Origin of the sequence: Curtobacterium sp. MCPF17_046 (assembly GCF_003224295.1) — a bacterium.
Classification (GTDB): domain Bacteria; phylum Actinomycetota; class Actinomycetes; order Actinomycetales; family Microbacteriaceae; genus Curtobacterium.
This window is the reverse complement of record NZ_QKLB01000015.1, coordinates 34,157-56,097: the sequence shown is the minus strand read 5'-3', so window position 1 is coordinate 56,097 and position 21,941 is coordinate 34,157. Positions and strand designations below refer to the sequence as shown.

The window sequence follows — 21,941 nt, the reverse complement described above, 5'->3', positions numbered from 1 at the left end:
CCGACCGCAGCGGGACGGCGCGATCGTGATCGACACCTCCTCGTCCGTCCGGCCCGGCGTCCGCGCCGGCCGGACGCCGGGGGCCGGACGCCCCCGGCGTCGACGCCCCCTCGTCCTGCCCGGCGGACTCCGCTGGATCCTGCCCGGCTTCGTCATCTCGGTCGGCCTGATCTACTACAGCATCGTCTACTCGGGCTACCTCTCCTTCTTCGACTGGCCCGGCGGTCGGGCACTGATGACGCCGGTCGGCTTCGGCAACTACGTCCAGGCGGTGCAGGACCCCGTGCTGTGGGGCGCGCTGCGGAACACGCTCGTGTACTTCATCGTCGTGTTCGCGGTACAGGTCGTCGGCGGGACGCTCTTCGCAGCCGCGATGCACTCGTCGATCCGCTTCGCCAACGTCTACAAGGTGCTCGTGGTCATCCCCGTGGTGGTCGCGCCGGCCACCCTCGCGCCGGCGCAGCTGCAGGTCTGGCAGAGCGACGGCACCGTCAACCACGTCCTCGGATGGCTCGGCCTCTCCGGGCTCGAGCAGTCGTGGGTCGGTCAGTCGACCACGTCCCTGGTCGTCGTCGTCCTCGTCGGCTGCTGGGGCGCGGTGGGGTACGGCTTCATCCTGCTCTACGCGGGGATGGCGCAGGTCGACCCGGAGCTCGTCGAGGCCGGTCGACTGGACGGTGCGGGGAACCTCCGCGTCCTCTTCTCGATCGTCATGCCGAGCCTCCGACCCGTGATCGTGTCCCTCGCCATCCTCAACTTCATCACCGCCTTGAAGTTGTTCGACAACCCCTGGCTCATCACGCAGGGCGGACCGGCGCACTCGTCGGAGTTCCTCGGCACGATGATCTACGCCGAGACCGCGAGCAGCGACCGGAACCTCGGGTTCGCCTCCGCCCTGTCGATCCTCGTCCTCGTGATCGCCGTCGCGGTGTCCGTCCTCATGCAGATGCGCGGACGCGAACGCGTCGCGCGACCCGTGCGCCGTCGCAAGGAGACCTCCGGTGTTTGAGACCCGTTCCCGACGATCCAGGATCGTCCTCCAACTCGTCCTGACGCTCGCCGTCGTGCCGTTCGTGGTGCCCCTCATCGCGATGCTGCAGACGAGCTTCGAAGGCGCCGGCTGGCGGAACTACCTCGCCGTCGTGCAGGTCCCCGGCTTCCCGAAGTTCTTCCTCAACACGATCGTCATCGCCGCCGCGTCGATGGTGATCGTCTACCTCGCCACCCTCATGGCGGCGTTCGGCTTCTCGAAGTTGCGGGTCCGTGGCAAGGAGGTCTACTTCTGGCTCATGATGGCGGCGCTCACGTTGCCCGAGGTCGTCCTGATCGCTCCGCTCTACACGACGGCAGTACGGCTCGGGCTGTTGGGCACGTACTGGTCGGTGATCCTGCCGATCGCCGCGCTGCAGATCCCGTTCACGGTGCTCATCGCCCGTGGGTACGTCGACGGGATCCCGGACGCACTGTTCGAGGCGGCGCGGATCGACGGCGCGAGCACCTGGCGCGTGTTCTGGTCCATCCTCGTCCCGCTGTCCCGACCGATGGCGGTGGCACTGATGATGCTGGTGCTCATCTACGCCTGGAACTCGTACCTGCTGCCGAAGGTCTTCCTCGTCGACGACGGGCTGGGGGTGGTCACGCAGCTGCCCGAGTTCTTCCGACGGCAGTACAACGACGACACCCCGAAGATCCTCGCTGCGTCCGTGATCACCGCGATCCCGACGATCGTCGCCTACATCGCGCTCCAGCGGCAGTTCGAACGGGGGATGGCGGCCGGTGCGCTCAAGTAGGCGCACTCGTGCGCGCCTCGAGCCGGTGCACGATCCGGCAGACTGCTGTCCTGCGGTGCCGTCCCCGGTGCCCACGCATCGGACCGGACGACGGGAGGGACCCGCATGAGCCACCAGGGAGCCTCCATCGGGCTCGTCATCCGGGAGGGGCACGACCGTGACCCGGTCGCCGGAGCGGTCGTCCGAGCCATCGCCGGCCCGCTCGTCGCCGCGGGGAAGCGCTTCGTGACCCGGTCCGTGGCGGACGAGGACGCGGAGCTCCGGGCCTACCGCCTCTGGGCGCGGACCGGAGGGGTCGCCGGTGTGATCCTGCTCGAGGTGTCGCGCGACGACCCCCGTCCGGCGCTCCTCCGGCAGATCGACATGCCCTTCGTGGCGCTCGCTCCGTCGACGCTCCCGGTCGACTTCCCGGCGGTGGTCGTCGACCGTGCAGCGTCGTCCGCGGCCCTCGCGGCGTACCTCGACGGCTACCCCGCCGAGCGCCGCGTCTCGGTGACGGGCACGGCACCCGCCGAACCGTTCGGGGACGAGCTCGGACCGGACGACACCGTCACCGAGGTCGTCCGGACGGACGACGTCGTCGGGACCTGCCTCCGGATCGGCGCAGAAGCCGACGGGAGCAGTCGGACGGTCCTCGTCGTCGACGGCGACCACGACGCGGTCGCGGTGCTCACCGGTCTCCGGGAGGCGGGCATCCGCGTCCCGGAGGACGTCGCGCTCATCTGCCGGAGCGACTCGCTCGTCTGTCAGAGTGCGAGCCTTCCGATCACCGCGATCGACCGCCGTGGTCGGGAGATCGGCGCCGTGCTTGGTGAGGCGGCCGTGCGAGCCGTCGACGACGCGGTCCTGCCAGCGGTCGCGATGCCCGCTCCGGTCGTCGTGCCCCGGGAGACGACGTGACCGGCCGGCGGCTCGGGCCGTCCTCGGCGGCCACCCGGAGCGCCGTGCTCGACATGGTGCGCTCGGGCCGGACCGTCACCCGCGCAGAACTCGCAGCACGGTCCGGCTTGACGCCGACGTCCATCACGCGCATCGTGAAGACCCTCCTGGACGAGGGACTCGTCGTGGAGGTCGGTTTCCTCGACTCCACCGGCGGCAAACGGAGCAGCCTGCTCGAGCTCAACACCACCGGACGGTTCGCCGTCGGGGTGTCCCTCGACGCCGGCCGACTGACCTACGTGGTCACGGACCTGGCCGGTGCGGTCGTCGGTCGTCTGGTGTCGCCGGGCATCGAGCAGGACGCGCCCGGTGAGGACGTCGTGCGCATCGCCCGCGAACTCGGGCAGCTCCTCGTGCAGCTGGACATCCCCCTCGAGTCCGTCGTCGGCGTCGGGGTCGCCGGAGCTGGCCTCGACCTCGGCGCCGGAGCGGAACGGCACTCCCTCACGGCGACGGAGTGGGAGTCCTTCGCGTTGCCCGAGGCGCTCGAGCCCCGCATCGGCCTCCCCGTCGTGCGTGACAACGACGCTGCGTGCGCCGCCCTCGGCCAGTACTGGGCCGGGCGGGTGCCGTCCACGCAGGACTTCGCGACGCTCTACATGTCGAACGGCTTCGGTCTCGGCATCATGGTCGGCGGCAGCATCGCCCGGGGAGCGTCGTCGAACGTGGGCGAGATCGGTCACACGATCGTCGACATCGACGGGCCGGAGTGCTGGTGCGGCGCACGCGGGTGTCTCGAGATGCTCGCGGCGCCGCGGGCCGTCGTGGCCGCAGCAGACGCGGACCTCGCCGCGCGCCTCGGCCTGACGGGTGACGCCCAGCGCTTCCGTGTCGACTTCGACCGGATCGCCCAGGCAGCCGCGCAGGGCGACGTCGACTGCCACGCACTGATCCAGCGATCAGCGCGCTACCTCGCTGCGGCGGCGCTGTCGGTCGTGAACGTCCTCGACCTCGACCGCATCGTGCTCGCCGGCCCCGGCTTCGCGGAGGCCGGCGCGATCTACGTCCGGGAGATCCGACAGCAGGTCGAGCGGTTCGCCCGCACCCGGGGCATCCACGGGGTCCTGGTCGAACTCGCCGACCCCGGACTCGACGCCGCCGCTGGCGGCGCTGCGAGCCTGGCCCTGCAACACGCACTCACACCGCACGCGGTCCGGTCCGGCGGCTGGTAGCCAGGGCCACCGCACGACGGACGGGAGGCGCGGTGCCAGCCGGCACCGCGCCTCCCGTCCGTCACCGGACCGAGTCGGTCAGCGACGCCACTTGTCGAGGATGCCGGCCTTCGACCGCTGCTGCTCCCCCTGCTGCGCACCCATGACGAGGAGCACGGCGGTGAGGGCCGGGGTCGCCCACTGCAGGATCTTCTGCTGCCGCTGCGCCGCCTTGAGCGTGCCCGACGCGTCGGCGCTCGGCTCGGTGGTGCCCTCGGCGCCCTCGCGGGCGTGCTCGGCCATCTTCTTGCCGACCGAGGCCGACCAGAAGGTCGTGACGAGGGCCGCACCGGTCAGCACGAGCTTGATGCCCGTGTTCGTGCGCGCGCCCTGCTGCACGCCGAGGCGGTCGCGGTTGGCGACGATGAGGCCGATGCCGCCGATGCCGTGCACCGCGAGCGCGGCGAGCTGCACCGGTGCCCACTTGCCCCAGCCGACGCTCGACAGGGTGAGGCGCTCGACGGGGTCCTTCGCGCCGGCGGCGGCGCCGTTCAGCCCGGTGGCACCCATGAGGTTGCCGCCGAACCAGGCGGCGAGGCCGAGGTCGTGCATGCTGCGGATGAGGGTGTTGTTCTGGGACATGGGAGTCGCTTCCTGGTCGGTGGCGCTGGCGCGGCGAGGCGGTCGGCCGCGCGGGGGCGGGCAGCAGCGCGAGGCCGTGCCCGCGGCGGGGTCCGGGTGCAGATCGCGTTCCGGGTCGCTCCGTCGTGTGTCCGCGACGGTACGCGTCGGCGGTCCGGTGTCGGCTCAGGTCCGCGGCGTGCGTGGCCGGTTCACGACGGACGGGAGGCACGGTGCCGGCCCGCCATCGAGCCTCCCGTCCTGATGCGGCAGCCGGTCAGGCGCCGTGTGCCGCTTCGGCGACGGGCTGCCACTCGCGCCACGTCGCGAGGCGCGACTCGTAGTCACGCTCCGCGATGCCGAGCGGGGCCTTGCCGAAGAACACCCGGAGCGGGGGCTGCTCGGCGTCGACGACCTTCAGGATCGCGGCTCGCGTGGCCTCCGGCTTGCCCGGGTCGGCCGCCGAGGGGCGCTTCGCCGCGGCCTCGCGGACCTCGGCGTAGGCCGGGTTCTCCTCGCTGTGCTTCGACGACGGGCCGGACCAGTCGGTGGAGAACCCGCCGGGCTCGATGAGGGTGACGGAGATGCCGAAGCCCGCGACCTCCTGGGCGAGCGACTGCGACAGGCCCTCGAGTGCCCACTTCGACGCGTGGTAGGCGCCGACCGTCGGGAACGCGCTGATGCCGCCGATGCTCGACACCTGGATGACGTGCCCGGAGCCCTGCTCGCGCATGATCGGCAGTGCCGCCTGGGTGACCCACACGGCGCCGAACAGGTTGGTCTCGAGCTGGGCGCGGAGCTCGTCCTCGCTGAGTTCCTCGACCATGCCGAAGTGGCCGAAGCCGGCGTTGTTGACGACGACGTCGAGCGACCCGAAGTGCTCCGCGGCACGGGCGACGGCATCGCGGTCGGCGTCCCGGTCGGTCACGTCGAGCCGGAGCGCGAGGAACGTGTCCGGGTACTGGTCGACGAGGTCCTGCACGTCGTCGAGGTTGCGGGCCGTGCCGGTGACGGAGTCGCCGCGTTCGAGTGCTGCTTCCGCCCACTCGCGGCCGAAGCCCTTGGATGCTCCGGTGATGAACCAGGTCTTGCTCATGTGTCCTCCAGTCGTGTGACCGGGCCAGTCAACGCCGTGGCCGGTCGGTGCGCGTCGATGTCCGGATCCGGATGCAGTGTGCGCGGCGTCAGACCGACGCCTCGGTGCCGTGTCGCTTCCCGACGACCACGTCGACGATCCCGGCGACCAGCGCCACCGCGACGAACCCGAGCGACACCGCGAGCCCGAGCGGCAGGCCCTGCGCGTAGTCGCCGCGCGAACTCGCGAGCGTGGAGTAGAACACGCTGCCGACCGCCGCGATGCCGATCGCGGAGCCGACGCGGGCGCCGACCTGGATCAGCCCGCCCGCCGATCCGCCCTGCTCGACCGGCACCTCGGAGAGCGTGAGGGTCTGGTTCGGCGAGATGGTGAGACCGGACCCGATGCCGGCGACGAGCAGCGGCAGGACGAGCCACCACCCCAGGTCCGACTCGAAGTGGTTCGCGACCACCCAGACGACCGCACCGAGCCCGATGAGGACGAGGATCGTCCCGATGACGATGAGCTGCCGACCGAAGCGGTGCACGACGCGGCCGCCGACGGTCGAGGCGATGCCCGAGCCGATGGCGAACGGGATCGACGCCAGTCCGGCCATCAGCGCGGAGTAGTGCAGGCCGGACTGCAGCGCGAGCGTCAGGACGAAGAACAGCGGGGTGAAACCGGCGAAGTACACCGTCGCCAGACCGACGCCGAGCGAGAACGACCGGCGGCGGAACAGCCGCAGGTCGACCACGGGCTCCTTCGTCCGCCCGTAGTGCCGCTCCCACAGGACGAACAGCACGCCGAACACGACGGCGACGACGATGAGCCACCACTTCGCGTTCCCCTTCCACTCCTGCGACTGCACGAACGGCAGCAGCAGGGCGACCACGGCGGCGCCGAGGAGCACGATGCCGACGGGGTCGAAGTCGTGCTTCTTCCCCCGCTCTTCCCCGTTCGGTGCGGGCAGGTACCGGAAGGCCAGGAGGATCGTGACGAGTCCGACGGGCAGGTTCACGAAGAAGACGAACCGCCAGCCGTTCTCGGTGCCGAACGCCGTGATGAGCAGACCGCCGATCAGGGGGCCGATCGCGGTCGCGATGCCGACGGTGGCGCCGAAGAGTCCGAACGCGGTGCCGCGCTCCTTGCCGCGGAACAGCTGCTGGATGAGCGCGGTGACCTGCGGCGTGAGCAGGCCGCCGGCCAGGCCCTGCAGCAGACGGGCGACGACCAGGACGATGCCGTTCGGTGCGAAGCCGCAGAGGGCGCTCGCCAGGGTGAACAGGCCGACCCCGATGACGAACATCCGACGTCGGCCGGTGGCGTCACCGAGTCGTCCACCGGGCACGAGCAGCAGGCCGAAGGACAGCGCGTACCCGGACAGGATCCACTGGACCGCCTCGGGCGTGGTGCCGGGCAACCCCGTCGAGATGGACTGCAGCGCGACGTTGACGATCGAGACGTCGAGTAGGACGATGCCCCCGCCGAGCAGGCAGATGACGAGCGCCTTCCAGCGGTTCGGGTCCGGCTGGTCGCCGGAGCTGCGGTCGTCGGTCTGCGCGGGCTTCGACGCATCAGCGGGCGCAGCGTGGTGCGCCGTGTGGTGGGCGACGGACGGAGCCGCATCGGGCTCGGCGGGTCTGCGGTGTTCGGCTGTCATGACGCCCTCACGGTAGGCGCGTCACGGTGCGGGGTCCGCAGGGAGGACGTTTCCTGTCCACACCCCGGCGCTGTCACAGCCGTCCGTGAACGAGCGCTCAGCCCCACCGGTGTGACGACGGGCGGGAAGCGCCCCCCAATGGCCGCTTCCGCGCGATCCTGACGAGCAGTTCCGAGCTCCGGCGTGTCGGTGCCGTCACGGTGGTGCTGCCGAGGTTGCTGTTCGGTCTCGTTCCGGCGGATCGCGGCCGATCCGCGGGCGCTGCACCGCAGAGTGAGGTGCATGGACACCTGGGACGTCCGCGACACCGTCGGACTCATCGGCCGGAGCTTCCTCTGGATGGCCGCGGTGACCGTCCCTGTCGGCACAGCGGCCGTCCCCGCGATCGTCGCCGTCACCAGTGGCACCGCTCCCGACGCTCTCTCATGGGTGTGGTGGAGCCTCCTGTTCGTCGTCGTCACCGACGCGCTGGCTCTCCTCGGCGCCGTCCTGTCCGCGCCGTTCACGCACCTGCTCGGCCGGGCACTGCAGCGGGTGCGCTCCCGCGCGGTCCACACGGCAGCACACGCAGCACTGGCCGGCGTGCTCGGCGCGGTGACGTCGTCGCTCGCCATGGCGTGGTGGATGTCGGGCGCCGACCCGTCGCTCTCCCTCGGCATCGCGATCGCTGCCGGAGCCGCTGCAGCGATCGCGACGTGGCGTCGGATCGGGCCGCGTCGCGACCGGTCCGTCGACGACACCGACGCCCTCGCCGACGCGCACGCGGTGGTGGTCGACCGATGACGACACGTGTGGACGCGCATCGGAGGCAACCCGACGTCGGCGCGCTGATCGCGATCCTCCTGGTCGTCGCATGGTGTGCCGTCCTCGTCACCACCGGCGCCCTCGGCCCGCAGCGCGACACCCCGCCGTCCCCGTTCGACCAGGCCGGCGGGCAGCTGTCGACAGCGGCGGCCGGCGCCAGCGCGACCCTGCAGGCCCTCGTGTTGATCGGCTCGCTGCCCGTCTCCGTCGTCGCACTGTGGATCTCGGGGCGATCGCTGCGGAGGTGGAGGCAGCCGGTGACGGCCGTCGTCGCGACCGGCGTCTCGAGCCTCGCGACCCTGGTCGGCATCGGTCTCGCGTGGATCGGGTTCGGGACGGTCGCCTTCTCCTCGTGACGCTGTCCGGCGCCGAGCCCGCCCCGGTCCCCCGCTAGCCTCGGCGCATGGCTCCGAGGAACACCGAACTGACGCTGACGACCGCCCGCCTGAGCATCGAGCCGCTCGCGGAACGTGACATCGACGCCTTCACGGAGTACCGACGCGACCCCGATGTGGCTCGGTTCCAGTCGTGGGACACCGACTACTCCCGGGCGGACGCCGAGCGCCTGGTCGCCGACCAGCCCGACGGGCGGCTCCCGTCGTCCGGGTCCTGGCTGCAGCTCGCCGTCCGCGAGACCGGGTCCGACGTGCTCCTCGGCGACCTCGCGCTGCACCGCCTCGAGGAACAGCCGGACACCTTCGAGGTCGGCGTGACCCTGGCACGGTTATCGCAGGGCCGCGGGATTGCAACCGAAGCACTGGCGGCTCTGCTCGACCACCTCTTCGACGACGAGCACGCCCACCGGGTCGTCGCGTTCTGCGATCTGCGCAACGACGCGGTCGCACGGCTGTTGACCCACTCGGGATTCCGACAGGAGTCGAGGCAGGTCGACGCCGACTGGTTCAAGGGCGCGTGGACCACGCTCGACGGCTACGCGCTGCTCGCCCGCGAGCGCAGCGGGGTGGCACGGAGCGGCACCCGCCCCTGAGGGGCGCTGGCCCCGCCTGCCGCACCCGCGCCTCCCGGCCGAGCACCCCGTCTCACGGTGGCCTGCTCCAGCGCGGCCTCCGCGCGCTCCTCACTGCCCGCCGCCAGCCCGCGGTCGATCCGGCCGCGCGACGCCAGCCAGATGCCGACCCCGGCCAGGAAGACCAGGACCTCGGTGCGGGTCAGCGCCCACATGATGCCCGCGAGTCCGAACCACAGGTCGCCGAGCAGGACGATCGGGACGAACAGGATCCCCTGCGCCATCGACAGTGCGATCGCCGGGGTCACGAGTCCGGCGGCCTGGAACAGCGAGGTGAACAGCCCGGTGAACCCGTTCACCACGGTCGCGACGAGCTGGGCGACCAGGACCGTCAGACCGATGGCCGGCACCGATCCGTGAGGTCCCGTGGCTGCGAGGACCCACATGCGCAACCCGTGGTCCCACGGATGTCCCCGGATCGTCCCGATGTGAGACTGCTCCTCCTGCCACCGAACACGATCGAGGGAACCCGATGCCCACCGAACCCCGCGCCACCGCCCTCGGCGGCCCTGTCCGGCACGGGCGGCAGCGCCGCCGTCGTCTCGTCCTGCCGACCATCGGTGGTGCCCTCACGATGGCGCTGCTCCTGACCGGTGGCTACGCGGCGTGGTCGTACGAACAGCTCGACTCGAGTCTCACCAAGGTGCACGTCGCGCAGTCCGCTCCCGACGGCTCCACGGGCGAGGACGCGGCCAACGACGCCGACGGGAAGGCCCAGAACATCCTGCTCATCGGGGACGACCACCGCCCGGCCGATGCCACGCCCCAGGAACTCGCCGAGCTCAGCACCCAGCTCGACGACGGCGCGACCAACACCGACACCATGATCGTGCTGCACATCCCCGCGGACGGTGGCAGCGCGACGATGATCTCGTTCCCCCGCGACTCCTGGGTCCCCATCCCCGGCCACGGCACCTTCAAGCTGAACAGCGCGTTCTCCGACGGAGCCGCGGACGGCGGCGGTGACGCCGGCGGGATGAAGCTCCTCATCCAGACCATCGAGAACACCAGCGGCCTCACCATCGACCACTTCGTGCGGGTGTCGCTCCTGGGCTTCTACCAGCTCGTCAAGGCGCTGGGGCCGATCGACGTCTGTCTGAACCAGGCAGCCCACGACACGAACTCCGGCGTCGACCTGCCCGCGGGACGATCGACCCTGAACGCGTCCCAGGCCCTGTCCTTCGTCCGGCAGCGTGACGGGCTGCCGCGCGGTGACCTGGACCGCGAGGTCCGACAGCAGTACTTCCTCTCCCAGGAGGCCCGGGAGGCGTTGTCGGCGCGCACGCTCCTGAACCCGGTGAAGGTCGCGGACCTGCTGCACGGCGTCGGCGACGCGGTGCAGGTCGACGACACACTGAGCATCCCCGACCTGGTCTCGACGTTCAGCCACATCGACCTGTCCGCCATCCGCTCGACCACGATCCCCACGGCCGGCACCCCGACGATCGACGGGTACGCGACGGTGGCCGTCGACTTCGCCGCCATGCCCGCCTTCATCCAGGACATCGTCGGGCCGCCTGCCGCGTACACCGCGGCGTCGGCAGCTGACCCCTCGACCGTGCACGTCTCCGTCCTGAACGGCGCCGGGACCCCGGGCGGTGCCACGACGGCGTCGAACGCGCTGACCGCGAAGGGGTTCGTCGTCGGAGCGCCCGGCGACGCCCCGAGCACCACCACGACCGTCGTCGAGTACCCCGCGGGAGCGGAAGCGCAGGCGAAAGCGGTCGCAGCGGTCGCGCCCGGCGCCACGCCGGTCGTGTCGACGACGGTGAGCGGGGTGACGCTCGTCCTCGGCACCGACGGGCACACCGTCTCGACACCTGCACCGGCACCGGCTGGCGGAGCGAGCAGCGCGCCGGCAGCAGCACCCTCCGCTGCGAGCCACGCAGCCGAACCCGCACCCGCACCGTCGAAGCCGGTCGGCGACGCGTACGGGGCGAAGGGCACCTGCATCAACTGACCGGCACGGGTCGACGCGGAGGGACCACCGCCTCCCGTCCGGCCGTTCCTCGGCGCCGGCCGTTCCTCGGTGCCGGCCGTTCCTCGGTGCCGGCCGTTCCTGGGTGCCGGGCGTTCCTGGGCTCCGGCCGGGGTCGGCCGGGCAGGATCGGCACCGGCGCGGTAGGAGCCGCGCCGCGTTCGCGACCCGACAGGAGCAGCACCATGGCCGACGGATCCCCCGCCTCCGGGACACCAGCCGACGACAGCGACGCGGTCCTCGTCGTCGGGGCCGGCGGCGTCGTCGGGCGCAGCGTCGTGGAGCACTTCGCCCGCAGTGGTGTCCGCACGCGAGGTGCCAGTCGCCGCGCTCCGCAGGGCCCCGTGTCCGGCTGGGACCACCTGCCCGTCGACCTGTCCGACGCGGACGCAGCGGTCGACGGACTCCGGCTGGCCGCCGACACCACGCGCCTCGCGTTCGCCGCCTACGTGGAGCACGCCGACCTCGCCGAGCAGATCGCCCCGAACGTCGCGCTCCTCGAGAACACGCTCGACGCCCTGGATCGGCTCGATGCACCACTCCGCCACGTCACCCTCTACCAGGGCATGAAGTACTACGGCGCACACCTCGGCCGGTTCAGGACACCGGCGAAGGAGGACGACCCGCGACTCATGGTCCCGAACTTCTACTACGACCAGGAGGACCTGCTCCGCGAGCGCGCGGCGTCCCGAGGGTTCGCGATGACCGTGCTCCGCCCCGAGGCCGTGATCGGGTACGCGCAGGGCACGCCCATGAACCTGCTCATGGCGATCGGGACGTACGTCAGCATGACGAAGGAACTCGGGCTGCCGCTGCGGTTCCCCGGTGCCCGCACCACGTACGACGGCATCTTCTACCAGATGACCGACGCCGAGCTCCTCGCTCGTGCCACCGACTGGGCAGGGACGTCCCCCGTCGCGGCCGGGGAGGCGTTCAACGTCACGAACGGCGACGTGGTGCGCTGGAGCCACCTGTTCGAGCGCCTCGCCGAGCACCACGGCCTCGACCTGGCCGAACCCCAGTCGATGGAGCTCGCGCAGGTGATGCCCTCCCGCGAGGACCTGTGGCAGCGCATGGTGGAGCGCCACGGACTCGTCGCCACCCCGTACGCCGACCTGGTCGACTGGCGGTTCGCGGACATGATCCTCAATTCGACGTGGGACAACGTCTCGTCCCTGATCAAGATCCGGCAGGCAGGGTTCGCGGAGTGCCACGACTCGGCGGACCGGCTCGTCGAGCTGCTGAACGACCTCGGCCGGCGGCGGATCCTGCCCGTTCCCGAGTGAGGCCGGACCGAGCTCACCGGCCCTCGGGGCCTCGACGACGAGGCCCGGCGAGAGCACCAGCGTCATCGACCGCCCCACCGGAACTCGACACGCTTGCCCTGCAGCTACGTCCTGACCCGTCCGTCGGAGAGCGACCGGCTTCACACGGCAGAGGTCAGCGCCGCAGCGATGCGCTCTGCCATCGTGCTCTGCACGATGATCGTGCCACGGGTCGTCTCGACCCGGACCCCTCGACCCGCGGACATCGCGAGCACGCGTGCACCTCGGGAACGTCGGATCCCCACACCGCCGAGGCGTACGGGATCGATCCTCACGACGGTCGCACGCCGTACCTGCGCGAGGTCGTACGCGACCCTGAGGAACGGGAAGAACGAGAACCGGATCGTTCCGCCGGTCAGAGTGATCGTGATCCGCGCGAACACCGCAGACAGCCCGGCCAGGAGACCGACCAGCGTGGCAACGAAGGTTTCGGCGTCGAAGCCGGTGACCGCATTGGTGATGATGATCGCCCCAGCAAGAGCGCCAACCGCACTCCCAAGTGCGCGCACAGCCAGCGGTGCTGGGACTTGATCACGTAACTCGGTAGGCGTGCTTTCGAGTGACAAACCAGTCTCGCTTTCTCGGGAAGATCTCGTCGTAGGTGGCGTTGACAGGAGTCAGATGCAGGAGGAGCGCGGCCGCCATCACCAGTGAGAACGAGGTGATGCCCATGAAGATCGCGATGGCACCGTGGAGGATCAGCCCGAGCACGAGAAGGAAGCGCCGCACTCGGGGAGTCAAGAGCGGTCCTATGGCGAGAGCGAACTCGAGTGCGATGGTCGAGAACGTCGCGAGCGCTGTGATGAGTGGTGCGGTGGTCATTGTCTGGACCATCGGAGCGAGCAGCGGTCCCGGCCCGAAGGTCGGACTGCGGAGCCAGTAGTAGAGGGCAGTTCCGTTCGCCCACTCCGGTACCGCGAGCTTCCCGACGGACGCCTCGAGATAGACGACGAAGATCTGCACCCGGATGAGCGCCCAACCAACGAACGCCAAGCTGCCGCGTACTGAAGCGCACCGATCAGAGGTCCGGTCCGACCACGAGCTTCGGCGCCAGTCGGTGCAGCTGAGCGGGATCAGCAGAAGACCGAGGATCCCGTACAGCTGGTCACCACCATCACCCAACGTCATCGTCACGCTGGCGCTGAGGATGAGGTAGGCGGCGGGTAGGGCCGTGAGCCAGGGAAGGGCTCCGCTGGCGAAGACCAGCAGGACTGACCCGGCCAGTATGCGCGCGGTATCGAGGTGTTGACCGAGGAGGCAGAAGAACGCCCAGCCGTTGTACGCGTCGCAGAGCGGTGCCTCCTGCTGAACAGCGCTGGTCGTGAACAGAACCCATGCAGGATTCGTCAGCAGAGTCAGAGCCATGCCGGCGTAGAGCACACTCCGGGCAACACCGAGCCCCGCTCCCCACGGGTACGCGATCATCGACCCGCCGCGATCAGCCATTCCGGCAACTCACCTCGAGCGCGATCGCCTCACCGACGTAGGTGCGGTCGCGAGACAGATGCCGCCACTCCCAGGGAGTCGGCTTCGTCGCTGCCAGAAGAACGTCGCCGCAGAGCGTGGGATGCGGAAGCGGGTTCACGACGAAGCGCCGTCGCTGATCGCTCACACAACGCGCAACGTCCCCGCCGTGGCACTTCCGCCACGCTCCCCTCGGGATCCCGGCGAGGACGGACGCCATCTCCACCCCTTGCCGACGCCCCTCCCGGCTCAGGCCGCCGAGGAAGCGGAATTGCGCGTTCGAGAGTCCCGCGACCTGGATCCACCGGCCGCCATGCTGGACGTACGCGGTCGGGGTCGCGGAGCGAGCGGGTTTCGTGAAGAAGGCCCATCCCTGCGGAGCGACCCGGGAGAGCACCGCTCCGACGTCCCCCTGTCCGGGCAACTGCACGGCAGCGGTCCCGCCAAGCCGATCGGCCAGTGAGTAGCTCGCGAACACAACCGCGAGCAAGAGACCACAGACCGTTACAGCCGGAGAAGCTCTCCAACTACGGCCTCGTTCACCGGCCACGGAACGCTTCGATCGCCTTGGCGGTCAGCAGAGCTTTGAGAGCCCGCCCGGTCGATCCTGTGGCTCGTCGGATCGCGTTCTCGCCGGCGATCTTCGTCGACCCCACGGCCACAGTCGACGCGAGTGCCAGGACGCCGACGCCCACAGCCGCGACCGTGACCACGAGCACCGCGCCAGCGACCACCCAGACCAGCACGCCGCAATCTGTTCCGATCTCACCGGGTACGTACGTCGACGCGGAGGGTGAGGCATGCGCCCGCAGCCGCTGCAACGTCGGCGTGCGTGGCACTTCCGCTCCGAGCTCCGACATCGCCGCCTGAACAGCGATCGGATCACTCGCTTGCAAGTCTCTCATCAGGGCCGCCGTCTGCCCTGGCACCCGTTGCTCCAACTCCGAGACCACAGAATGAGCGACCGCGGCGGCATCGGGGTCGGCCAAGGCTTCCCGAAGGGCGGAGGACTGCTCAGTCGAGAGCGGCCCGAGCGCCCCACGGCGAAGCAAGTCCTCGCCGAAGTCGCCCTGCATGAAGAGCAGCCCCTCGAGCACTTCTGTTTCCGACCAGGCCGGAGCAGTTGTCGAAGCAACAGCGGGAGCATCGTGAACGGGAGGCGCTACAAGTGCCGTCACACCCGTGCTGAGAGCCCCGACGACCACAGCAGCGGTTCCCAGGTGAGCAAGTCCGGAATGCAGTCTCATGCCGCTGACATATTAGTACCTGGTCACTTGTCAAGGTCACGATGCATGCCTGCGTCAGCAGAGACGTCTCCGACCCACTCGGCCGTGTACCGCTGACACCGACCTCGCAGACGGTCATTTCTTCGACCGACAACCGGTACCAGCACCGGCGACTGCCGATCAGCGACCGCGTCGAGAGGTCCCTGTCCCGGCGAGACCGACGCTGCAGGGGCTGCCTCAGCCGCTTCCATCGCGCTACGCTCCGCACGTGGGGAGTCGGGGCATCTACGTCGAGATGGTCATCGACGCGCCACTCGAGCGGGTCTGGGACGCCACGCAGGACCCGGAACAGCATGTCCGGTGGGACGTCCGCTTCTCGGAGATCCTGCCCGAGCCCGCCGACCACGAGGGCGTGACGCGGTTCACCTACGTCCGCGAGTCCGCTCTGCATGATGTGCACGGCACCGGCGTCAGCCTCGGCGAGCGCCGCCGACCCGACGGCTCGCGCACGTCCGCCCTCCGCTTCGCGACCGTCGACCGCCTCTCCCCGATCCGCTCCGGCCGGGGCTACTGGCGGTACGTCCCCACCACGGACGGACGGACACGCTTCCTCACCGGGTACGACTACGACTCCGGCTGGGGCGTCCTCGACGTCCTCGTGCGGCCGCTCCTCGGCTGGGCGACCGCCTGGAGCTTCGACCGTCTCCGCATCTGGCTCGAGGGCGGGCCCGAACCGGAGGCCTGGCCGCTCACGAGCGCCCTGCAGGTCTGGCGGCCGGACCGGCCACGGGCCTCCAGGACGCTCCGCGCGCCCGTCGGCGGCAGCCGACGCGACGACCACCTGCAGGATGCGCCAGCCACCGTGGCGGCCCTGCCCGAGCCAGGAGGCCCGGCATGACGTCCGTCTTCGAGGAAGCGCTGGGTGCCGACTTCCGTCGCCTGCACCCGATGATGCAGCGCCGCTTCGGTGTCGGCCTCGACGCCGCGGAGGCCTGTGTTGGCCGGGGCAGGATGACCATCCGCCGCGGGCCGTGGTGGACCGTGCCGTTCCTGCAGATCGGGCGGCTGCGGAACATCCTCGTGCCCGACGTCGGCACCGACGTGCCGTTCACGATCGAGAACTACCCCTACCGGGACGCCCTCGGGCGGGAGACGGTGACGTTCGTCCGCACCTACGCCACCCGCCCCGGCCGACCGGCACGGTTCGACGCGACGATGGTCCTGTCGGAGGGCCGCGTCCTCGACTACCTCGGGACGCACCAGCACCTCGCGGTCGACCTCGACCTGCGGGTGGACGAGCGCGGCGGGCTCGTGCTGACCTCCGACGAGCAACGCTTCCACGAGGGGCCGGTCTCGTTCCGCTTCCCGATGCTGTTCAGCGGCCGCGCGGCCCTGCATGAATGGTGGTCGGAGGACGACGGCGCCTTCCACGTCGACCTCGCGGTGCGCAACCGGGTGTTCGGCTTCCTGTTCGGCTACCGCGGCACGTTCACGTGCGAGTGGGTGCCAGCGAGCGATGCCCCCGAGCGGTTGAAGCCGCGGCGGACGGAAGCGCGGACCTGACGCCTGGAGCGATCCGGTGGGTGGTCAGGCGGGTGGTCCGGCGGTCTGCCTACCCGAGCGGCTCCACGCCGTAGCTGGTGACCACGGCCCGCAGCTCCTCCAGGTACGTCTGCGCCTGCACGGTGAGCGGGACCGAGGCGTGCGCGATCCACCCGATCTCGATGCGTTCGTCGACGTCGAGGGGGATGGCGACGATCTCGGGGTCGAGGTCGTCACTGATGAGTCCCGTCGAGATCGTGTACCCGCCGAGGCCGATCATGAGGTTGAAGATCGTCGCACGGTCCGAGACGCGGATCTCCCGCTTGCTCGACATCGTCGACAGGATCTCCTCCGCCAGGTAGAAGGAGTTGTTCGCGCCCTGGTCGAACGTGAGCCGAGGGAGCTCCGCGAGGTCGGCGAGGGTCGCCCGCTCCTGGGACGCCAACGGGTTCCGCCGGGCGACGAAGATGTGCGGCTGCGCGACGAACAGCGGCGTGAACACGACCCCGGCGTCCCGCATCAGCTTGCCGAGGACCTGCCGGTTGAAGTCGTTGCGGTAGAGGATGCCCACCTCACTGCGCAGCGTGCGGACGTCCTCGATGATGTCCCACGTGCGGGTCTCCCGGAGCGAGAACTCGTACTCCTCCGCGTCGGCCCCCTCGACCATGCGGACGAAGGCCTCGACCGCGAACGAGTAGTGCTGCGCCGACACCCCGAGCAGTCGGCGTGACGCCTGCCGCCCGACGTAGCGCTGCTCGAGGAGGGAGACCTGCTCGACGACCTGTCGCGCGTACCCGAGGAACTCGACGCCGTCGACGGTGAGCACGACACCGCGCGCGGATCGGGTGAACAGCGGTCGGCCGATCCGTGTCTCGAGGTCCTTCATCGCGGCCGACATCGTCGGCTGCGAGACGTAGAGCAGGTCGGCGGCGGCACTGATCGATCCTTCGGACGCGACCTCGATGAAGTACCGGAGTTGCTGCAGGGTGATGTCGTTCGAGACGCGCGCCATAGCCGCAGGCTATACCCGCGCATAGTGATTCCGGATTACCTGATGACCCGTGCCCCGCGTCATGATCGAGCAACACCTCCCATAGTGCCGCCAGGCGCTCGACGTACGGACTACCGACCATGGCGAACGACCTCACCTTCAGCATCACCAGGACCCGCTTCAACGAGGACTACTCCCCCGCGGAGAGCTCCCGGCTGACCACGAACTTCGCCAACCTGGCACGCGGCGAGCGCCGCCAGCAGAACCTCCGCAACGCGCTCGCCATGATCAACGCGCGCTGCAACGACCTCACGGGCGAAGCGGGCAACGCCGACGGCGGTCGGTACCGCCTCGAACTCGACATCGTCTCGGTCACGCTGCACTTCGAGGACGGCGGTCGCGCCGAGCAGTTCCCGCTGATCGAGGTGCTCGACGTCGCGATCCTCGATCAGCACACCGGGGAACGGCACCAGGGGATCCCGGGCAACAACTTCTCCTCGTACCTCCGGGACTACGACTTCGCGGTCCTGCTGCCGTCCCTGGACAAGAGCGTCGGCATCCCCGACGACTTCGGCCAGCTCCACGGGGCGCTGTTCCAGCGGTTCCTGGAGTCGGACGCGTACCGCGACCACTTCGCCGCCGAGCCCGTCGTCTGCATCAGCGTCTCCACGAGCCAGACGTACCGGCAGACGGGGTACGTCCACCCCGTGCTCGGCGCCGAGTACGAGCACGAGCACTCCTCGCTCACGGACGACTACTTCGGCCGGATGGGCATGCAGGTCCGCTACTTCATGCCGCCGGGTGCGAAGGCGCCGCTCGCGTTCTACACGCGCGGTGACCTCACCGGCGACTACTCGGACCTCCAGCTCATCGGCACGATCAGCACCATGGAGACGTTCCAGAAGATCTACCGACCGGAGATCTACAACGCGAACACGGTCGCCCCGAGCACGTACCGCCCGACCCTCGAACACACGGACTTCTCGACGCCTCCCGTCACGTACGACCGGGAGGAGCGCAGCCGCCTCGGAGTCACACAGGGGCGGTACACGGAGGAGCACCTCGTCCAGCCGCACCGAGCACTCCTCGAGCGCTGGGCCTCCAGTCACACCGCTCTGACGCACTGACCTTCTGGCCCGCTGGACCCCTGCCCCGCCGCCCGCCTGCCCCACCGACCGACAGGAACCACCCGCGCATGACCACCCTCCTGCCCACCGCGATCGTCGGCAGCCTGCCGAAGCCGTCCTGGCTCGCCGAGCCCGAGCGGCTCTGGTCCCCCTGGCTCCTGCAGGGCGACGCACTGACCGAGGGCAAGCAGGACGCGCTCCGGTCCGCCGTCCACGAGCAGGAGCACCGCGGCATCGACATCGTCAGCGACGGTGAGCAGACCCGGCAGCACTTCGTGACGACGTTCATCGAGCACCTCGACGGCATCGACCAGGAGCGCAAGGAGACCGTCCGCATCCGCGACCGGTACGACGCCGCCGTGCCGACCGTCATCGGTGCTGTGAGCCGTCCCTCCCCGGTGTTCGTCGACGACGCGAAGTTCCTCCGGGCCCAGACCGACCGCCCGATCAAGTGGGCGCTCCCCGGCCCGATGACCATGATCGACACCCTCTCCGACCAGCACTACAAGAGCCGCGAGAAGCTGGCGTGGGAGTTCGCCACGATCCTCAACCAGGAGGCTCGGGAGCTGCAGGACGCCGGCGTCGATGTCATCCAGTTCGACGAGCCCGCCTTCACCGTCTTCCACGACGAGGTGCAGGACTGGGGCGTCGCCGCACTCGAGCGCGCTGCCGAGGGCCTGCACGCCGAGACCGCCGTGCACATCTGTTACGGCTACGGCATCGAGGCGAACAACCGGTGGAAGGAGACGCTCGGCGCCGAGTGGCGCCAGTACGAGCAGTCCTTCCCGCTCCTGCAGCAGTCGTCGATCGACATCGTCTCGCTGGAGTGCATCCACTCGCACGTGCCGCTCGAACTCGTCGAGCTCATCCGCGGGAAGAAGGTCATGCTCGGAGCGATCGACGTCGCGACCGAGACCGTCGAGACGCCGGACGAAGTCGCCGCGGTCCTGCGTCGGGCGCTCGAGTTCGTCGACGCTGACAAGCTCATCCCGAGCACCAACTGCGGGATGGCCCCGCTGGCACGCGGCGCAGCGCTGGACAAGCTCGGCGCGTTGACAGCGGGAGCGGACATCGTCCGAGCCGAGCTCGCCAACGTCGCCGTGCCGGCAGCGCGCTAGTTGTACCCGGCCGCACACACCTTGTCCGCCGTAGAAGCGAACGCCGTCCGGAAGCACTACGGACTGTCCCCCACCGGCAGCGCGACCGGCGACGTGGGCGACCCGCACGAGAACCTCAACCAGGCCGGTACCGGTCCTGCGGGCGCAGACGACACCGAGGGCGCGGGCACGACGCCGCCGGCGTGAGCGGATCTGGAGCGACGACGTTCGCGTCCCGTCCCTTCGGAGACCACGCTGAAACATTGCCGTTCCCCTCCTGGAACACTACCGTCGTCGGTATGGACGGAGCGATGGTGTTCTCGATGGCACTCGAGGTCGGCGCAGCCGCCCTCGTCACCTGGTTGACCTGGAGGGCCGCCAGCGGATCGCTGCCACGGAACAGCCTCGCCGGCGTCAGGACGTCTGTCACCCTGTCAAGCGACGCGGCTTGGCGGATCGGCCATCGCGCGGCGCTGCGTCCGACGATCATCTCCGGGATCGCCACGGTGTCGTGGTGCACCGTCAGCATCGGTGTCGCGCCACTCCGCACTCCGATCGCCGTGCTCGTGGCCGCGGGCCTCCTCGTCGGCGGTGCGCTCCTGTCCATCCCGGCCGCCCACCGCGCCGTACGTCGATCGTTGCATGAGTCATGATCCGACCGACTCGCAAGAGCGGATCCCGTCGACAGCCTGATGTCCGTGACACCGCGGCCGCGTGCCCTCGTCACGCTCGGAGGCGTCGCGGCCACGGCGGGCGCGATCGCATTGTTCGGTGTCGTGCCAGCAGGCATGCTGACACTCGCCACCCTCTAGTTCGCAGCCTCCGGCCCTGGCGTCATCGGCATGCCCCTCCCCGCGTCGGGTATCACCGACGTCGACCCGAAGGCAGTCCGCCGACACCGAGAGGACACCCGGAAACCACCATCAGCGAGGCCGTGGCAGCTGTCCTCCGCCGGTGAGTGTGGTCCCGTCAACGCTCATCCAGTTGGGCATGAGGAACGCCCCGCCGGCCGAAGCCAGCGGGGCGCCCCCACGAGTCAGACCAGGATCAGAAGTCCCAGTCCTCGTCCTCCGTGTTCACGGCCTTGCCGATGACGTACGACGACCCCGACCCCGAGAAGAAGTCGTGGTTCTCGTCCGCGTTCGGCGACAGGGCGGACAGGATCGCCGGGTTCACGTCGGTGATGTTCTTCGGGAACATCGCCTCGTAGCCCAGGTTCATCAGCGCCTTGTTGGCGTTGTAGTGCAGGAACTTCTTGACGTCCTCGGTCAGCCCGACCTCGTCGTAGAGGTCCTGCGTGTACTGCGCCTCGTTGTCGTAGAGCTCGTAGAGCAGCGAGAACGTGTAGTCCTTGAGCTCGTCGCGCTCCTGCTGCGTGACGCGCTCCAGGCCCTTCTGGAACTTGTAGCCGATGTAGTACCCGTGCACGGCTTCGTCGCGGATGATGAGTCGGATCAGGTCGGCGGTGTTCGTGAGCTTCGCGCGGCTGGACCAGTGCATCGGCAGGTAGAAGCCGGAGTAGAACAGGAACGACTCGAGCAGCGTCGACGCGATCTTGCGCTTCAGCGGGTTGTCGCCCTGGTAGTAGTCCATCACGATGGACGCCTTCTTCTGCAGGTTCGGGTTCTCCTCGGACCAGCGGAAGGCCTCGTCGATCTCCGGCGTCGATGCGAGGGTCGAGAAGATCGACGAGTACGACTTCGCGTGCACCGACTCCATGAACGCGATGTTCGTGTAGACGGCTTCCTCGTGCGGGGTGATCGCGTCCGGGATGAGCGAGACGGCGCCGACGGTGCCCTGGATGGTGTCCAGGAGCGTCAGGCCGGTGAACACGCGCATGGTCAGCTTCTGCTCGGCCGGCGTGAGCGTGTTCCACGACTGCACGTCGTTCGACAGCGGCACCTTCTCGGGCAGCCAGAAGTTGTTGACGAGACGGTTCCAGACCTCGACGTCCTTGTCGTCCTGGATTCGGTTCCAGTTGATTGCCTGGACCCGATCGATGAGCTTGAGCTTCTCGACCAACGTGTGTTCCTCGTTCAGCAGTAGATGGTGACCAGTGATGCGGACTGGAGGCGCGGTGCGGGATGGCACCGCGCCTCCAGTCCGGTGGGCAGTCGCGTCAGC

General features: G+C 69.7%; 25 protein-coding genes. 15 read left to right on the top strand and 10 right to left on the bottom strand.

Annotated elements, in window-relative coordinates:
• Nucleotides 1-25 precede the first annotated feature (25 nt).
• The 4 genes from DEJ32_RS12880 to DEJ32_RS12865 all read left to right on the top strand — a co-directional run bounded on the left by DEJ32_RS12880 (nucleotide 26) and on the right by DEJ32_RS12865 (nucleotide 3,901).
• Complete coding sequence (locus tag DEJ32_RS12880; protein WP_110890889.1) at nucleotides 26-1,009, top strand: carbohydrate ABC transporter permease; 984 nt, start codon at nucleotides 26-28, stop codon at nucleotides 1,007-1,009.
• Entirely contained in the window at nucleotides 1,002-1,790 is a 789-nt protein-coding gene (locus tag DEJ32_RS12875; RefSeq protein ID WP_110901553.1) for a carbohydrate ABC transporter permease, read from the top strand. The genes DEJ32_RS12880 and DEJ32_RS12875 overlap by 8 nt, the downstream gene beginning before the upstream one ends.
• A gap of 105 nt (nucleotides 1,791-1,895) precedes the next feature.
• Nucleotides 1,896-2,690, top strand: coding sequence for a substrate-binding domain-containing protein (locus DEJ32_RS12870; RefSeq protein WP_110901552.1), 795 nt, complete (start codon nucleotides 1,896-1,898; stop codon nucleotides 2,688-2,690).
• Nucleotides 2,687-3,901 (top strand): ROK family transcriptional regulator, encoded by a 1,215-nt coding sequence (locus DEJ32_RS12865; protein ID WP_258367602.1) that lies wholly within the window; start codon nucleotides 2,687-2,689, stop codon nucleotides 3,899-3,901. The genes DEJ32_RS12870 and DEJ32_RS12865 overlap by 4 nt, the downstream gene beginning before the upstream one ends.
• Nucleotides 3,902-3,979: 78 nt before the next feature.
• Here DEJ32_RS12865 and DEJ32_RS12860 read toward each other — a convergent pair whose 3' ends face one another.
• From DEJ32_RS12860 to DEJ32_RS12850, 3 genes are all read right to left on the bottom strand, one after another.
• Nucleotides 3,980-4,522: a hypothetical protein gene (locus DEJ32_RS12860; protein ID WP_110901551.1), complete on the bottom strand. Its 543-nt coding sequence runs from the start codon at nucleotides 4,520-4,522 to the stop codon at nucleotides 3,980-3,982.
• A 256-nt stretch (nucleotides 4,523-4,778) separates the two neighbouring features.
• Nucleotides 4,779-5,597, bottom strand: coding sequence for an SDR family oxidoreductase (locus DEJ32_RS12855; protein ID WP_110901550.1), 819 nt, complete (start codon nucleotides 5,595-5,597; stop codon nucleotides 4,779-4,781).
• 88 nt (nucleotides 5,598-5,685) lie between these two features.
• Nucleotides 5,686-7,236: an MFS transporter gene (locus DEJ32_RS12850; RefSeq protein ID WP_110901549.1), complete on the bottom strand. Its 1,551-nt coding sequence runs from the start codon at nucleotides 7,234-7,236 to the stop codon at nucleotides 5,686-5,688.
• Between the two features lie 282 nt (nucleotides 7,237-7,518).
• Between DEJ32_RS12850 and DEJ32_RS12845 the strand changes: the two genes are divergently transcribed.
• The 3 genes from DEJ32_RS12845 to DEJ32_RS12835 are packed head-to-tail and all read left to right on the top strand — an operon-like array spanning nucleotide 7,519 to nucleotide 9,028.
• Entirely contained in the window at nucleotides 7,519-8,019 is a 501-nt protein-coding gene (locus tag DEJ32_RS12845) for a hypothetical protein (RefSeq protein WP_110901548.1), read from the top strand.
• Nucleotides 8,016-8,396, top strand: a complete 381-nt coding sequence (locus tag DEJ32_RS12840; protein WP_146234155.1) for a hypothetical protein — start codon at nucleotides 8,016-8,018, stop codon at nucleotides 8,394-8,396. The genes DEJ32_RS12845 and DEJ32_RS12840 overlap by 4 nt, the downstream gene beginning before the upstream one ends.
• A 47-nt stretch (nucleotides 8,397-8,443) precedes the next feature.
• The gene (locus DEJ32_RS12835) at nucleotides 8,444-9,028 is read left to right on the top strand and encodes a GNAT family N-acetyltransferase (protein WP_110901546.1); all 585 of its coding nucleotides are present in this window, start codon (nucleotides 8,444-8,446) and stop codon (nucleotides 9,026-9,028) included.
• Here the strand turns inward: DEJ32_RS12835 and DEJ32_RS12830 are convergent.
• Nucleotides 8,971-9,417: a hypothetical protein gene (locus tag DEJ32_RS12830; protein ID WP_110911032.1), complete on the bottom strand. Its 447-nt coding sequence runs from the start codon at nucleotides 9,415-9,417 to the stop codon at nucleotides 8,971-8,973. The two genes, DEJ32_RS12835 and DEJ32_RS12830, sit on opposite strands and share 58 nt — an antisense overlap.
• A 122-nt stretch (nucleotides 9,418-9,539) precedes the next feature.
• On the opposite strand from DEJ32_RS12830, the gene DEJ32_RS12825 reads away from it, so the two are divergent.
• Together DEJ32_RS12825 and DEJ32_RS12820 are read left to right on the top strand one after the other, a co-directional pair.
• Complete coding sequence (locus tag DEJ32_RS12825) at nucleotides 9,540-11,027, top strand: LCP family protein (protein ID WP_110901544.1); 1,488 nt, start codon at nucleotides 9,540-9,542, stop codon at nucleotides 11,025-11,027.
• Nucleotides 11,028-11,230: 203 nt separating this feature from the next.
• Nucleotides 11,231-12,331: an SDR family oxidoreductase gene (locus DEJ32_RS12820; protein WP_110901543.1), complete on the top strand. Its 1,101-nt coding sequence runs from the start codon at nucleotides 11,231-11,233 to the stop codon at nucleotides 12,329-12,331.
• Nucleotides 12,332-12,471: 140 nt separating this feature from the next.
• Here the strand turns inward: DEJ32_RS12820 and DEJ32_RS12815 are convergent, their stop codons facing one another.
• The 4 genes from DEJ32_RS12815 to DEJ32_RS12800 all read right to left on the bottom strand — a co-directional run bounded on the left by DEJ32_RS12815 (nucleotide 12,472) and on the right by DEJ32_RS12800 (nucleotide 14,931).
• The gene (locus DEJ32_RS12815; RefSeq protein ID WP_110901542.1) at nucleotides 12,472-12,879 is read right to left on the bottom strand and encodes a hypothetical protein; all 408 of its coding nucleotides are present in this window, start codon (nucleotides 12,877-12,879) and stop codon (nucleotides 12,472-12,474) included.
• 22 nt (nucleotides 12,880-12,901) lie between these two features.
• A complete protein-coding gene (locus tag DEJ32_RS12810; protein WP_110901541.1) occupies nucleotides 12,902-13,816 on the bottom strand; it encodes a sporulation-delaying protein SdpB family protein in 915 nt (304 codons plus the stop codon).
• The gene (locus DEJ32_RS16680; RefSeq protein WP_375342324.1) at nucleotides 13,809-14,231 is read right to left on the bottom strand and encodes an SdpA family antimicrobial peptide system protein; all 423 of its coding nucleotides are present in this window, start codon (nucleotides 14,229-14,231) and stop codon (nucleotides 13,809-13,811) included. Before DEJ32_RS16680 ends, DEJ32_RS12810 begins: the two co-directional genes overlap by 8 nt.
• A 142-nt stretch (nucleotides 14,232-14,373) precedes the next feature.
• The gene (locus tag DEJ32_RS12800) at nucleotides 14,374-14,931 is read right to left on the bottom strand and encodes a hypothetical protein (protein WP_110901539.1); all 558 of its coding nucleotides are present in this window, start codon (nucleotides 14,929-14,931) and stop codon (nucleotides 14,374-14,376) included.
• 397 nt (nucleotides 14,932-15,328) lie between these two features.
• Between DEJ32_RS12800 and DEJ32_RS12795 the strand changes: the two genes are divergently transcribed.
• Nucleotides 15,329-15,958: an SRPBCC family protein gene (locus DEJ32_RS12795; RefSeq protein ID WP_258368276.1), complete on the top strand. Its 630-nt coding sequence runs from the start codon at nucleotides 15,329-15,331 to the stop codon at nucleotides 15,956-15,958.
• Entirely contained in the window at nucleotides 15,955-16,623 is a 669-nt protein-coding gene (locus DEJ32_RS12790; RefSeq protein ID WP_110901537.1) for a DUF4166 domain-containing protein, read from the top strand. Before DEJ32_RS12795 ends, DEJ32_RS12790 begins: the two co-directional genes overlap by 4 nt.
• Nucleotides 16,624-16,672: 49 nt before the next feature.
• On the opposite strand, the gene DEJ32_RS12785 is transcribed toward DEJ32_RS12790, so the two are convergent.
• Complete coding sequence (locus tag DEJ32_RS12785; protein WP_110901536.1) at nucleotides 16,673-17,614, bottom strand: LysR family transcriptional regulator; 942 nt, start codon at nucleotides 17,612-17,614, stop codon at nucleotides 16,673-16,675.
• Between the two features lie 119 nt (nucleotides 17,615-17,733).
• On the opposite strand from DEJ32_RS12785, the gene DEJ32_RS12780 reads away from it, so the two are divergent.
• The 4 genes from DEJ32_RS12780 to DEJ32_RS12765 all read left to right on the top strand — a co-directional run bounded on the left by DEJ32_RS12780 (nucleotide 17,734) and on the right by DEJ32_RS12765 (nucleotide 20,470).
• Nucleotides 17,734-18,720, top strand: a complete 987-nt coding sequence (locus DEJ32_RS12780; RefSeq protein WP_110901535.1) for a putative oxygenase MesX — start codon at nucleotides 17,734-17,736, stop codon at nucleotides 18,718-18,720.
• Between the two features lie 68 nt (nucleotides 18,721-18,788).
• Nucleotides 18,789-19,838, top strand: coding sequence for a methionine synthase (locus DEJ32_RS12775; RefSeq protein WP_110901534.1), 1,050 nt, complete (start codon nucleotides 18,789-18,791; stop codon nucleotides 19,836-19,838).
• 21 nt (nucleotides 19,839-19,859) lie between these two features.
• Entirely contained in the window at nucleotides 19,860-20,024 is a 165-nt protein-coding gene (locus DEJ32_RS16305) for a hypothetical protein (RefSeq protein WP_181420670.1), read from the top strand.
• Between the two features lie 92 nt (nucleotides 20,025-20,116).
• The gene (locus DEJ32_RS12765; protein ID WP_110901532.1) at nucleotides 20,117-20,470 is read left to right on the top strand and encodes an SdpI family protein; all 354 of its coding nucleotides are present in this window, start codon (nucleotides 20,117-20,119) and stop codon (nucleotides 20,468-20,470) included.
• Between the two features lie 394 nt (nucleotides 20,471-20,864).
• Here the strand turns inward: DEJ32_RS12765 and nrdF are convergent, their stop codons facing one another.
• The gene (gene nrdF, locus DEJ32_RS12760; RefSeq protein WP_110825849.1) at nucleotides 20,865-21,839 is read right to left on the bottom strand and encodes a class 1b ribonucleoside-diphosphate reductase subunit beta; all 975 of its coding nucleotides are present in this window, start codon (nucleotides 21,837-21,839) and stop codon (nucleotides 20,865-20,867) included.
• Nucleotides 21,840-21,941: the final 102 nt, after the last annotated feature.

What these genes read in the sequence shown, in the direction of transcription:
- DEJ32_RS12870 (WP_110901552.1), top strand. Translation starts at nt 1,896, where the DNA reads ATGAGCCACCAGGGAGCCTCCATCGGGCTCGTCATCCGGGAGGGGCAC.
- DEJ32_RS12860 (WP_110901551.1), bottom strand. Translation starts at nt 4,522, where the DNA reads ATGTCCCAGAACAACACCCTCATCCGCAGCATGCACGACCTCGGCCTC.
- DEJ32_RS12855 (WP_110901550.1), bottom strand. Translation starts at nt 5,597, where the DNA reads ATGAGCAAGACCTGGTTCATCACCGGAGCATCCAAGGGCTTCGGCCGC.
- DEJ32_RS12850 (WP_110901549.1), bottom strand. Translation starts at nt 7,236, where the DNA reads ATGACAGCCGAACACCGCAGACCCGCCGAGCCCGATGCGGCTCCGTCC.
- DEJ32_RS12845 (WP_110901548.1), top strand. Translation starts at nt 7,519, where the DNA reads ATGGACACCTGGGACGTCCGCGACACCGTCGGACTCATCGGCCGGAGC.
- DEJ32_RS12840 (WP_146234155.1), top strand. Translation starts at nt 8,016, where the DNA reads ATGACGACACGTGTGGACGCGCATCGGAGGCAACCCGACGTCGGCGCG.
- DEJ32_RS12835 (WP_110901546.1), top strand. Translation starts at nt 8,444, where the DNA reads ATGGCTCCGAGGAACACCGAACTGACGCTGACGACCGCCCGCCTGAGC.
- DEJ32_RS12825 (WP_110901544.1), top strand. Translation starts at nt 9,540, where the DNA reads ATGCCCACCGAACCCCGCGCCACCGCCCTCGGCGGCCCTGTCCGGCAC.
- DEJ32_RS12820 (WP_110901543.1), top strand. Translation starts at nt 11,231, where the DNA reads ATGGCCGACGGATCCCCCGCCTCCGGGACACCAGCCGACGACAGCGAC.
- DEJ32_RS12810 (WP_110901541.1), bottom strand. Translation starts at nt 13,816, where the DNA reads ATGGCTGATCGCGGCGGGTCGATGATCGCGTACCCGTGGGGAGCGGGG.
- DEJ32_RS12790 (WP_110901537.1), top strand. Translation starts at nt 15,955, where the DNA reads ATGACGTCCGTCTTCGAGGAAGCGCTGGGTGCCGACTTCCGTCGCCTG.
- DEJ32_RS12785 (WP_110901536.1), bottom strand. Translation starts at nt 17,614, where the DNA reads ATGGCGCGCGTCTCGAACGACATCACCCTGCAGCAACTCCGGTACTTC.
- DEJ32_RS12780 (WP_110901535.1), top strand. Translation starts at nt 17,734, where the DNA reads ATGGCGAACGACCTCACCTTCAGCATCACCAGGACCCGCTTCAACGAG.
- DEJ32_RS12775 (WP_110901534.1), top strand. Translation starts at nt 18,789, where the DNA reads ATGACCACCCTCCTGCCCACCGCGATCGTCGGCAGCCTGCCGAAGCCG.
- DEJ32_RS12765 (WP_110901532.1), top strand. Translation starts at nt 20,117, where the DNA reads ATGGACGGAGCGATGGTGTTCTCGATGGCACTCGAGGTCGGCGCAGCC.